General features: G+C 64.0%; 10 protein-coding genes and 1 pseudogene. 8 read left to right on the top strand and 3 right to left on the bottom strand.

What is annotated here, in order from left to right; all coding sequences use genetic code 11:
- Positions 1 to 116: 116 nt before the first annotated feature.
- Entirely contained in the window at positions 117 to 533 is a 417-nt protein-coding gene (locus AAFX91_RS05385; RefSeq protein WP_394565777.1) for a hypothetical protein, read from the bottom strand.
- A gap of 69 nt (positions 534 to 602) precedes the next feature.
- Here AAFX91_RS05385 and AAFX91_RS05380 point away from each other — a divergent pair.
- A pseudogene (locus AAFX91_RS05380) lies at positions 603 to 1,687 on the top strand (ClC family H(+)/Cl(-) exchange transporter).
- A gap of 166 nt (positions 1,688 to 1,853) precedes the next feature.
- Here the strand turns inward: AAFX91_RS05380 and mobA are convergent.
- Entirely contained in the window at positions 1,854 to 2,489 is a 636-nt protein-coding gene (gene mobA, locus AAFX91_RS05375) for a molybdenum cofactor guanylyltransferase MobA (protein WP_130581384.1), read from the bottom strand.
- A 177-nt stretch (positions 2,490 to 2,666) separates the two neighbouring features.
- Positions 2,667 to 3,557, bottom strand: a complete 891-nt coding sequence (locus AAFX91_RS05370; RefSeq protein ID WP_130581385.1) for a formate dehydrogenase accessory sulfurtransferase FdhD — start codon at positions 3,555 to 3,557, stop codon at positions 2,667 to 2,669.
- A 189-nt stretch (positions 3,558 to 3,746) separates the two neighbouring features.
- Here AAFX91_RS05370 and mobB point away from each other — a divergent pair, with 189 nt between their 5' ends.
- From mobB to fdhF, 7 genes are all read left to right on the top strand, one after another.
- Complete coding sequence (gene mobB / locus AAFX91_RS05365; RefSeq protein WP_130581386.1) at positions 3,747 to 4,268, top strand: molybdopterin-guanine dinucleotide biosynthesis protein B; 522 nt, start codon at positions 3,747 to 3,749, stop codon at positions 4,266 to 4,268.
- The gene (gene glp / locus AAFX91_RS05360) at positions 4,269 to 5,522 is read left to right on the top strand and encodes a gephyrin-like molybdotransferase Glp (protein WP_130581387.1); all 1,254 of its coding nucleotides are present in this window, start codon (positions 4,269 to 4,271) and stop codon (positions 5,520 to 5,522) included.
- 52 nt (positions 5,523 to 5,574) lie between these two features.
- Positions 5,575 to 5,847 (top strand): sulfurtransferase TusA family protein, encoded by a 273-nt coding sequence (locus tag AAFX91_RS05355; protein ID WP_165421337.1) that lies wholly within the window; start codon positions 5,575 to 5,577, stop codon positions 5,845 to 5,847.
- A 339-nt stretch (positions 5,848 to 6,186) separates the two neighbouring features.
- Positions 6,187 to 7,842, top strand: coding sequence for an OFA family MFS transporter (locus AAFX91_RS05350; RefSeq protein ID WP_130581389.1), 1,656 nt, complete (start codon positions 6,187 to 6,189; stop codon positions 7,840 to 7,842).
- An 88-nt stretch (positions 7,843 to 7,930) separates the two neighbouring features.
- Positions 7,931 to 8,212, top strand: coding sequence for a hypothetical protein (locus tag AAFX91_RS05345; protein ID WP_130581390.1), 282 nt, complete (start codon positions 7,931 to 7,933; stop codon positions 8,210 to 8,212).
- Positions 8,213 to 8,359: 147 nt separating this feature from the next.
- Positions 8,360 to 10,066: an NADH-ubiquinone oxidoreductase-F iron-sulfur binding region domain-containing protein gene (locus tag AAFX91_RS05340; RefSeq protein ID WP_394565776.1), complete on the top strand. Its 1,707-nt coding sequence runs from the start codon at positions 8,360 to 8,362 to the stop codon at positions 10,064 to 10,066.
- Complete coding sequence (fdhF, locus tag AAFX91_RS05335) at positions 10,063 to 12,828, top strand: formate dehydrogenase subunit alpha (protein ID WP_394565775.1); 2,766 nt, start codon at positions 10,063 to 10,065, stop codon at positions 12,826 to 12,828. The genes AAFX91_RS05340 and fdhF overlap by 4 nt, the downstream gene beginning before the upstream one ends.
- The last annotated feature ends 157 nt before the right edge of the window (positions 12,829 to 12,985 follow it).

The raw sequence follows: 12,985 nt of genomic DNA, 5'->3' as shown, positions 1-12,985 counted from the left end.
AGCGCGAACTTGTTCGCGCGAAAAACTTAGCGCCAGCGTCGGGGCGCCAGGACCACACGACTTCGCCGTCCGTGATGTGCGTGCTCGTCAGTCACACCCGTCACGTCCACCGCATCTCACCGCAACGTTCGTGACGATCGCGAGCCGCCCCTCATCCGCCGTGAGACGCGCGGGGTTAAATCACTGATTTGCCCGACGGCGAAAGCGGAATGTTTTTTGCGCGAGGACTGGACGGGGCAAATCAGCTTGAAATCGTTGAACAAATTTCCTTGCAAGAAATCGCTCTTGCCGGTTTCAATTCGCCGGCGATTTCGGCCAAACTTGTTCCGCGCGAAACACATGGAAAGTTCAGGGCAGCCGTGGACCACAAGCCTGACGATGAGCGCGTAGTCGCAGACGAAGGTCGCAGCCTGTTGGGCCTCGTGGCGGCGGCCCTCGTCGTTGGGGCCGTCACCGGATGCGTCGGGGCGAACTTCCGCCTCTTGCTCGGGCAGGCCGATCGCTTGCGCGATGCGACCATCGCCTGGGCGCATGGTCACGGCATCTTGGGATTCCTGATTGTCGTGGGCGCATGCGCTGGCGCGACGCTGCTTGCGGCGTGGATGGTGCGGCGGTTCTCGCCGCACGCGTCGGGCAGCGGCATTCCGCATGTCGAAGCTGTTCTGCACGGGCAGGTGCCGCCGGCTCCGTTTATCCTGGTGCCAGTGAAATTCATCGGCGGAATCCTGGCGATCGGTTCCGGGCTGGCGCTGGGCCGCGAAGGGCCGACCGTCCAGATGGGCGCCGGCATCGCGGCCTTCACCGCGCGCGTCGGCCGGCTCTGCTGGGCGGACGCCCGCCTGCTGCTGGCGGCCGGCGCCGGCGCCGGGCTGGCGACGGCATTCAACGCGCCGATTGCCGGGCTCGCCTTCATACTCGAAGAGCTGCTGCACAAATTCGAGCGCCGCGTCGCTGTCGCGGCCCTCGCCACGCTGGCCACGGCGATCCCGGTCGCAAGGCTGTTTATCGGCGACGCGCCCGACTTCCAGGTCACCCCACTGAACACTCCGAGCGCGGTATCTGCGCCGCTGTTCCTTGCGCTCGGGGCCGTCGCGGGCCTGCTTGCCGTCGCCTATAACCGCACGCTGCTCGCATTCATCGCTGCTAGCGACCGGTTCGCGCGGCTGCCGATCGAGCTCCGCGCCGGATTGATCGGCGCTAGCGTCGGCATATTGGCCTGGTTCGCGCCCGAGCTGGTCGGGGGCGGCGATCAGATCACGCAGCGCGCGCTGACCGGCCAGGATAGCGCTGCGATCGTCGCCTCCGCATTCCTGATCCGGTTCGCTCTGGGGGCTTTATCATACGCTGCCGCCACTCCCGGCGGGCTCTTCGCGCCCTTGCTGGTGCTGGGAGCCAGTCCGGGCTGTTGTTCGGAGCAGCCTGCCGCTTTGTATTCCCGGACCTCGCGATCGAGCCGCATGCATTTGCGTTGGTTGGCATGGCCGCCTTCTTCGCGGGCGTGGTACGGGCGCCGGTGACCGGCATCGTTCTCGTCGCCGAGATGACGGGCAACGTGACGATGCTGCTGCCCATGCTTGGCGCCTGCTTCGTGGCGATGCTGCTTCCCTCGCTGCTGCACAATCCACCGATCTACGATTCCTTGCGCAAACGCACGCTGCGGCTGGAGCGGCAAATCAGACGGGAATGAGTGAGTGGAGGGCGGTCGCGCGGAAATGGCTCCGTCATTCCGGGGCGATGCGTTAGCATCGAGCTATGATGTGCAATTGCACATCAGAGAATCCATTCCTCCGCTCGCGTCTGCGGCCCGATGGATTCCGGGCTCGTCCTTCGGACGCCCCGGAATGACAGCGGTGTCAGTCTGGTGCTGCGTCGAGCGCCGCGAGCCGTTCGGCCTCGGCTATATCCTCGACCGTGTTCGCGTTGAAGAAGGGGTCCAGCGGCTCGGTCGGCCAGGTCACAGTGGCGAGCCTGTAGCGGGCGGTCCAGCGGTCGATCTTCCTGACGTCTTCGACCACGAGGGCATGGCGGAGTTCGTCGCGGAGCGACACGCTCCATAGTCCGATCACCGGATGTGACTTGTCGCCGGAGGCCGCCACCGCCAGTTGCGCGTTCTGCTTCACCAGCGCGTCGTGGAGGCGTAAGACGAGATCGCGCGGCAGGAACGGGCAGTCGCCGGCCGCGCTCAGGACCAGCGACACCTCCGGCCGGTTCGCCGCCATCCAGTCCAGCGCCGCCAAAATGCCGGCGAGGGGCCCTGGGAAATCGGCGACGCTATCGGCGATGACGGGCAATCCAAACGCGGCAAAGCGCGCGGGATCGCCATTGGCGTTGAGGATGAGGCCGTCGCATTGCGGCGCGAGACGCGCGATCACGCGCTCCAGAATCGTGCGGCCGCCGATCGTGCGCATCGGCTTGTCGCCGCCGCCCATGCGCCGCGCGAGGCCGCCGGCCAAAAGAACGCCGGGAATTCTGTCGCGTGAGGCCGCCATCTGCTTTACCTCTCCCGCTTGCGGGAGAGGTCGCTGTGCTCGAAGAGCGCAGCGGGTGAGGGTTCTCTCCACACGAAGAGTCTCGCCCGCGGAGACACCCTCACCCCAACCCTCTCCCGCAAGCGGGAGAGGGGGCGCGGCTCGTTCGGGGATGCAGCTCGATCTGAATTCATCATGCTAGTCGTCACGCGCTTCGCCCTTGCGCTTGTGGCGCGCGGATTCCTCCTCGACATAGTCGAGGTTCTGGTCGAACAGGATGCGCTCCTGGCCTGACAGCGCGATGAAGCGTTTTCCGCGCGTGCGCCCGACCAGGGTCAGGCCGACCTGCCGCGCGAGTTCGACGCCCCAGGCTGTGAAGCCGGAGCGCGACACCAGGATCGGAATGCCCATCCGCACCGTCTTGATCACCATCTCCGAGGTCAGCCGCCCCGTGGTGTAGAGGATCTTGTCGCCGGGGTCGACGCCATGGCGGTAGATCCAGCCGGCGATCTTGTCGACGGCGTTGTGGCGGCCGACGTCCTCGGTGTAGCAGATCGGCGTTCCCTCCTTGCACAGCACGCAGCCATGGATCGCGCCGGCTTCGAGATAGAGCGAGGGCATGGTGTTGATCACATGCGTCATCTGGTAGAGCCAGGAGGTGCGCAATTCCGCCTTCGGCAGCGCCACGCTTTCGACCGCCTCCAGGAGATCGCCGAAGGCTGTGCCCTGGGCGCAGCCCGAGGTCTGGGTGCGCTTCTTCAGCTTCTGCTCGAAATTGGTGTGGTGCTCGGTGCGCACGACCACCACCTGCAGATCGTCGTCATATTCGACCTCGGTGACGACGTCGTCGTATTTGAGCATGTTCTGGTTGAGGAGATAGCCGAGCGCAAGATATTCCGGGTAGTCACCGATCGTCATCATGGTGACGATCTCCTGTGCGTTCAGGTACAGCGTCAGCGGCCGCTCCATCGGCACCTTGATCTCGACGCTGGCGCCGGTCTGGTCGGTCCCGGTCACGCGCTCGGTCAGGCGCGGGTCGTCCGGATTGGGGACGATCAGGGGAACGCGCGCTTTGTTGATCTTCATCATGGCGGTCAGGTTAGCATGACTTTACCTGCCATCCGATATAAGCATGTCGGAAGCTTAGGGAAATATGGGCCCCGCCCGTCATTGCGAGCGTAAGCGAAGCAATCCATCTGTCCCCGCGGAAACTATGGATTGCTTCGTCGCTTCGCTCCTCGCAATGACGGTGGTGGCGGTTCCGGAGAACAGATTGGCATGAAAGTGATCGGACTCGCGGGCTGGAGCGGCGCCGGCAAGACCACCTTGCTGTCGCGCGTGATTCCGTATCTGCTGGGACAGGGGCTGCGCGTGTCCGTGATCAAGCATGCTCATCACGAGTTCGACGTCGACGTGCCGGGCAAGGATTCCTGGGTGCACCGCCAGGCGGGCGCGACCGAGGTGCTGGTCTCCTCCAGCCGGCGCTGGGCCCTGATGCATGAGCTGCGCGGCGCCCGCGAGCCGCGGTTGGTCGAGCTGCTCGCCAAGATGTCGCAGGTCGATCTCGTTGTCGTCGAAGGCTTCAAGCGCGAGCCGCTGCGCAAGATCGAGGTGCATCGGGCCGCCAACAACAAGCCGCTGCTGTTCCCGGATGATCCCGGCATTGTCGGGATCGCGACCGATGCGGCGATTGAAACCCGGCTGCCGACGGCCCATCTCGATGATGTCACCGCCGTTGCCGCCATGATGCAGCGTGCCGCTGTTACGGTCGACGAGATCCTGGCAAAGAGCGAGACCTGAATGGCGCAACTATCCGACGATTGCTTTGCCTCCAGCGGGCCGATGATGTCGGTCGACGAAGCCGTGCGCCTGATCGCAACGCGGGTGACGGCGGTAGCTGATATCGAGACCGTCGCGCTTGCGGAGGCCGACGGGCGCATCCTCGCCAATGAGATCCTTGCGCCGCTGCCGCTGCCGCCCTTCACCAACTCCGCTGTCGATGGCTATGCGGTGGCGAGCCGCGATCTTCCCAAAGATTCGGAGCAGGCGTTTCCGATCAGTGGACGGGTGCAGGCGGGCGCCGCGGCGAATGCGCCGATCGAGCCCGGTCATGCGGTGCGCATCTTCACAGGCGCGCCGATGCCAGATGGCGCCGACACTGTGTTCATGCAGGAGGATGTTCGCATCGAAGGCGACAAGGTCGTTTTGCCCGCAGGCCTGCAGCCGGGCGCCAATGTGCGGCCCGCGGGCGAAGACATCCCGCTCGGCCACGCCGCGTTGCAGATTGGAAGACGCCTGCGGCCACAGGATGTCGCGCTGGCCGCGGCATTCGGCCTTGTCAGGCTCGACGTGATCAAGCGGATCCGCGTCGCGGTGTTCTCGACCGGCGACGAGCTGGTTTCTCCGGGAGAGCGCCGTGCGCCGCCGCAGCTCTTCGATTCCAACCGCTTCATGCTGATGGCGATGCTGCGGCGGCTCGGCTGCGAGGTCAGCGACCTCGGCATTCTGCGCGACGAGCCTGCGAGCCTCGCACGCGCGCTGAAGGACGTCGCAGGCCACCACGATCTGATCCTCACCACCGGTGGCGTCTCGACCGGCGAGGAGGATCATGTCAAGGCCGGCGTCGAGAGCGTCGGCCGCCTGGTGCTGTGGCGGATGGCGATCAAGCCCGGCCGTCCGGTCGCGATGGGCATCATTGGCGGCACGCCGTTCATCGGCCTGCCCGGCAATCCCGTGGCGAGCTTCGTCACCTTCGTTCACGTGGTGCGGCCAACCATCTTGGCGCTGTCAGGCGGCGCGCCGGAGCCGCTGGTGCCGATGCCGGTCCGCGCCGGATTTACCTACAAGAAGAAGATCGGGCGCCGTGAATATGTTCGCGTCAATCTGCGCACAGCGCCGGATGGCGCGCTCGAAGCCATCAAGTTCCCGCGCGAGGGTGCGGGGCTGTTGTCGTCGCTGGTCGACACCGATGGCCTGGTCGAGCTTGGCGAACACATCACACGCGTCGAACCCGGCCAGACCGTCGGATTCCTGTCCTATGCAAGCCTGATCTGAAGCCGTCGCGTAGCGATTGACGGTATGCGAATGCTTCGCCATGGTCACAAACATGAGCACGACAAAACTTGATCTCACCGGCCTCAAATGTCCGCTGCCCGCGTTGAAGACGCGCAAGGCATTGAAGACGGTTACGCCTGGTGATTTTCTTGAAGTGGTCTGCACCGATCCATTGTCGGTGATTGACATTCCTAATCTGATCCGAGAGACCGGCGACAAGGTCGAGATCACCGAGCGGAGCGAGAGCCGCATCGTGTTTTTGATCGAGAAGACGAATGGGACGATAGAGAAAATCAATGATGCTTCGTCCGCATCGCAACAATAGCCGTGCGTTGCAATAATCGCTCTGGTTGACACCTACCTTTTTCCTATCGACACATTTCAGACCTTCTGTCCCAATTGAATCGCTCCGCAGGCGACGCAGCCGCGGAGCGTCGCTCGGGCACGAGCGATACGGGCGGGCATTTCTTTAACATCACGGCTGACGCTGGCACCGGGCGTATCGTGTCGCGTTGCGGGTTGGGAATTCTCGAGCGCGCTTAGCGATTCCCGGCGCATCGAGGGAATGTCGTGGAGCATGGCTGCTTCGCGACGCTGAACTTTAAGGATGGGATCACACAAGCGAGCACGCTCTCGATTGAAGAGCGGCCGCAGGGAGGATCGGATGACGACGATTAGCAGCACCGGCGCTGTGGCCGGCGCGGGGCTTGGTTTTCTCGACAAGGAGCACACGATTGCGACCGCCGGCTTCAACCGTTGGCTGGTGCCGCCGGCCGCACTCTGCATCCATCTGTGCATCGGCATGGCCTACGGCTTCTCGGTGTTCTGGCTGCCGCTGTCGCGCGCGATCGGATTGAACGCGCCGAAGGCCTGCCCCGATATCTCGCTGTGGCAGGAATTGTTCACCACCACCTGCGACTGGAAGGTGGCGAGTCTCGGGTGGATGTACACGCTGTTCTTCGTGCTGCTCGGCGTGTCCGCTGCGATCTGGGGCGGCTGGCTCGAACGCGTCGGTCCGCGCAAGGCCGGATTCGTCGCGGCGCTGTGTTGGGCCGGCGGCTTGCTGATCGGCGCGCTCGGCGTCTACGTCCATCAGCTCTGGCTGATGTGGCTGGGCGCCGGCGTGATCGGCGGCGTCGGTCTCGGGCTCGGTTACATCTCGCCGGTGTCGACACTGGTGAAATGGTTTCCCGATCGCCGCGGCATGGCGACCGGCATGGCCATCATGGGTTTCGGCGGCGGCGCCATGATTGGCGCGCCGCTCGCCAACCTCTTGATGAACTATTTCAAGACCCCGACCTCAGTCGGCGTCTGGGAAACCTTCCTGGCCATGGGCGTGATCTACTTCGTGTTCATGATGATCGGCGCCTTCCGCTATCGCATCCCGCCGGTCGGCTGGCAGCCCGAGGGCTGGAAGCCAAAGGCCAAGGCCAACAAGATGATCTCCACCAACAACGTCCATCTCGACGATGCGCACAAGACGCCGCAGTTTTGGCTGATCTGGTGGGTGCTCTGCCTCAACGTATCAGCAGGCATCGGCGTGATCGGCATGGCCTCGCCGATGCTGCAGGAGATCTTCGCCGGCAAACTGATCGGATTGCCCGACGTCGGCTTCAACCAGCTTGATGCCTCGCAGAAGGCGCAGATCGCCGGCATCGCGGCGGGCTTCGCCGGGCTGTTGTCGCTGTTCAACATCGGCGGCCGTTTCTTCTGGGCGTCGCTGTCGGACAAGATCGGGCGCAAGAACACCTACTATACGTTCTTCCTGCTCGGCATAGCGCTCTATGCGCTGGCGCCGACCTTTGCGGCGATGGGCTCGAAACTGCTGTTCGTGCTCGGCTTCGGCATCATCCTGTCGATGTATGGCGGGGGCTTTGCGACCGTGCCGGCCTATCTCGCCGACATGTTCGGAACGCAATTCGTCGGCGCCATTCACGGCCGGCTGCTGACGGCGTGGTCGACCGCCGGCATCATCGGCCCGGTCGTGGTGAACTACATCCGCGAGTTCCAGTTAGCTGCCGGCGTTCCGCGCGACCAGCTCTACAACACCACGATGTACATCCTCTGCGCCATGCTGATCGCGGGCCTGATCTGCAATTATCTGGTCAAGCCGGTCGATGCGAAGTGGCACATGAGCGAGGCGGAAGTGGCAAAACTGCAGGCGGCGAGCGCGAGCGCGGATGCGGCCGGCCCGCATGGTTCCTACGGCATCGGGTTCGGCGGGTTGGATGCTAAGGCCGTGCTGTTCTGGGCCTTTGTCGGCATTCCCTTGGCCTGGGGCGTCTGGAAGACGCTGGAAAGCGCGGTCAAGATCTTCTGATCGGAGCCGGCGCCGCGGGCGATGCTTTCGCTCGCGGCGCCTTGTTTCGTCCATTCAATTCAACGAATAGAACAAGGGAATTTTCTCGATGTTTCGTATCGGAACTGGTGTCGCCGCCGCGTTGTTGATCATGGGTGTACTGACTGCGGCTTCGGCCCAAACCACCACGCCCGCGCCGTCCACGCCCGCCGCTTCGAGCGAGGCGAAGCCTTCCAGGGCGAAGCTGACGGCGCAAAAGCTGAAGGACATGAAGGCCAAATGGAGCGCCAACAGGGGCAAGTTGAAGACCTGTCGCCAGGAGGTCAAAGCCAAGGGATTGGCGGGTGACGACCGGTGGTTCTACATCGAGGAGTGCATGGGCAAGACGTGAGGATAGGCTTGTCGCTGGGAAAAGGGGTAGGGGGCATGCGTGGCGGCATGCCCCTTAAATGCTTCTTTGGACGCGATAATTTTCTATTGGCATCTGGCATGCCAGAGTTTAGAGTTGATCTAAAGAGTGGTAAAAACGGATGTTTCAATGACGGTTCATGACGTGCAAGAGGTTCGCGCGTTCGAGCATCCTGGCGCCGGGCGGCGCAAGGCCAAGGCGACGCCGAAGGGACGCCAGATCGATCCGACGGCCGCGCATGAGGTCGAGCAATTGCTCGGCGACCAGCCGCGCCGGCGCGATCTGTTGATCGAATTCCTGCACCTGATCCAGGACAAGTATCACCAGATCTCCGCCGCGCATCTCGCCGCGCTCGCGGACGAGATGCGACTGTCGTTTGCGGAAGTGTTCGAGACCGCGACCTTCTACGCGCATTTCGACGTGGTGAAGGAAGGCCAGCCGGATATCGCGCCGCTCACGATCCGCGTCTGCGATTCGCTCACTTGCGCGATGCTCGGCGGCGAAAGGCTGCTGGAGCAATTGCAGGACTCGGCCGGTCCCGGCATCCGCGTGGTGCGCGCGCCCTGCGTCGGCCTGTGCGATATGGCTCCTGTGGCTGAAGTCGGTCATCACTACGTGATGCGCGCGACCACAACCGAAGTGCTGGCGACGGCTGCGCGTGGCGAGATTGAACCCGATATCCCGACTTATGTCGACTACGATGCCTATGTGAAGGATGGCGGTTACAAGCTGCTGAACGATCTGCGCGCCGGCCGGGTCAGCAAGGAAGACATCCTGAAGGCGCTCGACGATTCCAGCCTGCGCGGGCTCGGCGGCGCAGGCTTTCCCACCGGCCGGAAATGGCGCGCGGTGCTCGGCGAGCCCGGGCCCCGGCTGATGGCAGTCAATGGCGATGAAGGAGAGCCCGGCACTTTCAAGGATCGGTTTTACCTGCTGCGCGATTTGCACCGCTTCCTGGAAGGTACGCTGATCGGCGCGCACGTCGTCGATGCCACAGATGTCTACATTTACATTCGCGACGAATATCCGGCGGCGCTCAAGATCCTGCCCCTCGAACTCGCCAAGCTGCCGCCGGGCGGTCCCACCTTGCACATCCGCCGCGGTGCCGGCGCCTATATCTGCGGCGAGGAATCTTCGCTGCTCGAGAGCATCGAAGGCAAGCGCGGCCTGCCGCGGCACAAGCCACCCTATCCGTTCCAGGTGGGACTGTTCGGTCAGCCCACCCTGATCAACAATATCGAAACGCTGTTCTGGGTGCGCGACATCGTGGAGAAGGGCGCGGGCTGGTGGAGTTCGCACGGTCGCAACGGTCGTCACGGTCTACGAAGCTATTCGGTCTCCGGCCGCGTCAAGAATCCCGGCGTGAAGCTGGCGCCAGCCGGGCTGACGGTGCGTGAACTGATCGACGAATATTGCGGTGGCATGGCCGACGGCCACACGCTCCACGCCTATCTGCCGGGCGGTGCCTCCGGCGGCATCCTGCCGGCGACGATGGACGATATCCCGCTCGATTTCGGCACGCTGGAAAAATACGGCTGCTTCATCGGCTCGGCGGCGATCGTGATCCTGTCACAGCATGACAGCGTAAAGGCGGCGGCGCTCAATCTGATGCGCTTCTTCGAGGACGAAAGCTGCGGGCAGTGTACGCCGTGCCGCGTCGGCACGCAGAAGGCGGCGCAACTGATGGAACGTCCCGTGTGGAACCGGGCGCTGCTCGAGGAACTGAGCCAGGCGATGCGCGATGCGTCGATCTGCGGTCTCGGTCAGGCCGCCTCGAATCCCCTGACCTCCGTGATTAAATACTTCCCCGACGAGTTCAAGGAAGCTGCGGAATGACGACGATCCAGTTCGAACTCGACGGCAAGCTGGTCGAGGCCAAGGCGGGCGAGACCATCTGGCAGGTGGCAAAGCGGCAGGGCCAGGAGATCCCGCACCTCTGCTATTCGACGGCGCCCGACTATCGCCCCGACGGCAATTGCCGCGCCTGCATGGTCGAGATCGAGGGCGAGCGCGTGCTCGCCGCCTCCTGCATGCGCACTCCTTCCGTTGGTATGAAGGTGAAGACGGCGAGCAGCCGCGCCGTCGCCGCCCAGAAGATGGTGATGGAACTCTTGGTCGCCGACCAGCCGGCGCGCGAGACCTCGCACGATCCCGATTCGACGTTCTGGCACTGGGCGGAGAAGGCCGGCGTCACCGAGAGTCGCTTCCCGGCCGCGGAGCGCTGGCAGGGCGACGCCAGCCATCCGGCGATGCGCGTCAATCTCGACGCCTGCATCCAGTGCGGCCTGTGCGTGCGCGCCTGCCGCGAGGTGCAGGTCAATGACGTCATCGGCATGGCCTATCGCAATGCCGACGCCAAGATCGTGTTCGATTTCGACGATCCGATGGGCGAGTCCACCTGCGTCGCCTGCGGCGAATGCGTGCAGGCCTGCCCGACCGGCGCGCTGATGCCCGCCGTGATGCTGGACGAGAAGCAGACCCGCGTCACCTATCCCGATCGCAAGGTGGATTCGCTTTGCCCGTTCTGCGGCGTCGGCTGCCAGGTGACCTATCAGGTCAAGGACGAGAAGGTGATCTACGCGGAGGGGCGCGACGGCCCGGCCAATCACAACCGGCTCTGCGTCAAGGGCCGCTTCGGCTTCGACTATATTCATCATCCGCATCGTCTGACAAAACCGCTGGTGCGGTTGCCGAACGCCAGGAAGGACGCCAACGACCAGGTCGATCCGGCCAATCCGTTCACGCATTTCCGCGAGGCAAGCTGGGAAGAGGCGCTCGATATCGCCGCGCGCGGTCTCGTCAAGATCCGTGACGAGAAGGGCGTGAAGGCGCTCGCCGGCTTCGGTTCGGCGAAAGGATCGAACGAGGAAGCCTATCTGTTCCAGAAGCTGGTGCGCACCGGCTTCGGGTCCAACAATGTCGACCACTGCACGCGGCTGTGCCACGCCTCATCGGTCGCGGCGCTGACGGAGGGATTGAATTCCGGCGCGGTCTCGGCGCCGTTCTCGGCGGCGATGGATGCCGAGGTGATCATCGTGATCGGCGCCAACCCGACCGTGAACCATCCGGTGGCCGCGACCTATATCAAGAACGCTGCCAAGCGCGGCGCGAAACTGATCGTGATAGATCCGCGGCTGCAATCGCTGTCGCGCCACGCCACCAAGCATCTCGCCTTTAAGCCGGGAAGCGACGTTGCGATGCTGAACGCGATGATCAACACGATCATCACCGAGGGCCTGACCGACGATCAGTATATCGCCGGCTACACCGAAGGTTTCGACGAGCTGAAGGCCAAGATCGCGGACTTCACGCCGGAGAAGATGGAGCCGATCTGCGGCATCCCGGCCGACACCTTGCGCGAAGTGGCGCGGCTCTACGCCCGCGCAAAGTCCGCGATCATCTTCTGGGGCATGGGCATCAGCCAGCATGTCCATGGCACCGACAATGCGCGCTGCCTGATCGCGCTGGCGCTGATCACCGGCCAGGTCGGCCGTCCCGGCACCGGCCTGCATCCGTTGCGCGGCCAGAACAATGTGCAGGGCGCCTCCGACGCCGGCCTGATCCCGATGTTCCTGCCGGACTACCAGCCGGTCGGCCGCGTCGATCTGCGCGGTAAGTTCGAAGAGCTTTGGCAGAAGAGCCTCGACCCGGTCCGCGGCCTCACGGTGGTCGAGATCATGAACGCGATCCATGCCGGCGAAATCCGCGGCATGTATATCGAGGGCGAAAACCCCGCGATGTCCGATCCCGATCTGCAGCATGCGCGTCAGGCGCTTGCCATGCTCGATCATCTCGTGGTGCAGGATCTCTTCGTCACAGAGACCGCGTTCCATGCCGACGTGATCCTGCCGGCTTCGGCCTTTGCGGAGAAGTCCGGCACCTTCACCAACACCGACCGCCGCGTGCAGCTCGCGCGCGAGGTGATCAAGCCGCCGGGCGACGCGCGGCAGGATCTCTGGATCATCCAGGAGATCGGAAAGCGCATGGGCTTGCCGTGGAATTACAGCGGCCCGGCCGATGTCTTCGCCGAGATGACGGAGGTGATGCCGTCGTTGAATAACATCACCTGGGAGCGTCTCGTGCGCGAGGGCGCGGTGACCTATCCGGTCGACGACCCGCACAAGCCCGGCAACGAGATCATCTTCACCACCGGCTTCCCGACCGCGAACGGCCGCGGCAAGATCGTGCCGGCGCATGTCATTCCGCCGGATGAATTGCCCGACGCCGAATATCCGATGGTGCTCTCGACCGGCCGCGTGCTGGAGCATTGGCACACGGGATCGATGACCCGCCGCGCATCCGTACTCGACCAGATCGAGCCGGAGGCGGTCGCCTTCATGTCGCCGAAGGACATGCGGCGCATGCAGCTCTGGCCCGGCGATTTCATCCGGCTGCAGACGCGCCGCGGCGCCGTCGAGGTCAAGGTGCGGTCCGACCGCGACGTGCCGGAAAACATGGTGTTCATGCCGTTCTGCTACGCGGAAGCCGCGGCCAACCTCTTGACCAATCCCGCGCTCGATCCGTTCGGCAAGATTCCGGAATTCAAGTTCTGCGCCGTGCGCGCGGAAAAGGCCGAACTCCGCTCGGCCGCGGAGTAGGCGCTGCTGCCTTTATGCCGCTTCTATGCGGGATGGCGGCAAGCCGTCTCGAATTCCTACGCACTGCTTCGCATCTTCCATTGTCCGGCGCCTGTTTGCGCCGGGTTTGGAAGGTGGGACATGACACTGCTGCATTCGCATCATGCCGGCTCGCGCC

It is taken from the genome of Bradyrhizobium sp. 31Argb, assembly GCF_043638955.1.
Classification (GTDB): domain Bacteria; phylum Pseudomonadota; class Alphaproteobacteria; order Rhizobiales; family Xanthobacteraceae; genus Bradyrhizobium.
The sequence above is the reverse complement of the archived record's forward strand: the minus strand, read 5'-3'. Positions and strand labels throughout refer to the sequence as shown.

Coding starts and splice junctions, on each gene's coding strand:
- AAFX91_RS05385 (WP_394565777.1), bottom strand. CDS start 533: ATGCGCCCAGGCGATGGTCGCATCGCGCAAGCGATCGGCCTGCCCGAG.
- mobA (WP_130581384.1), bottom strand. CDS start 2,489: ATGGCGGCCTCACGCGACAGAATTCCCGGCGTTCTTTTGGCCGGCGGC.
- AAFX91_RS05370 (WP_130581385.1), bottom strand. CDS start 3,557: ATGATGAAGATCAACAAAGCGCGCGTTCCCCTGATCGTCCCCAATCCG.
- mobB (WP_130581386.1), top strand. CDS start 3,747: ATGAAAGTGATCGGACTCGCGGGCTGGAGCGGCGCCGGCAAGACCACC.
- glp (WP_130581387.1), top strand. CDS start 4,269: ATGGCGCAACTATCCGACGATTGCTTTGCCTCCAGCGGGCCGATGATG.
- AAFX91_RS05355 (WP_165421337.1), top strand. CDS start 5,575: ATGAGCACGACAAAACTTGATCTCACCGGCCTCAAATGTCCGCTGCCC.
- AAFX91_RS05350 (WP_130581389.1), top strand. CDS start 6,187: ATGACGACGATTAGCAGCACCGGCGCTGTGGCCGGCGCGGGGCTTGGT.
- AAFX91_RS05345 (WP_130581390.1), top strand. CDS start 7,931: ATGTTTCGTATCGGAACTGGTGTCGCCGCCGCGTTGTTGATCATGGGT.
- AAFX91_RS05340 (WP_394565776.1), top strand. CDS start 8,360: ATGACGGTTCATGACGTGCAAGAGGTTCGCGCGTTCGAGCATCCTGGC.
- fdhF (WP_394565775.1), top strand. CDS start 10,063: ATGACGACGATCCAGTTCGAACTCGACGGCAAGCTGGTCGAGGCCAAG.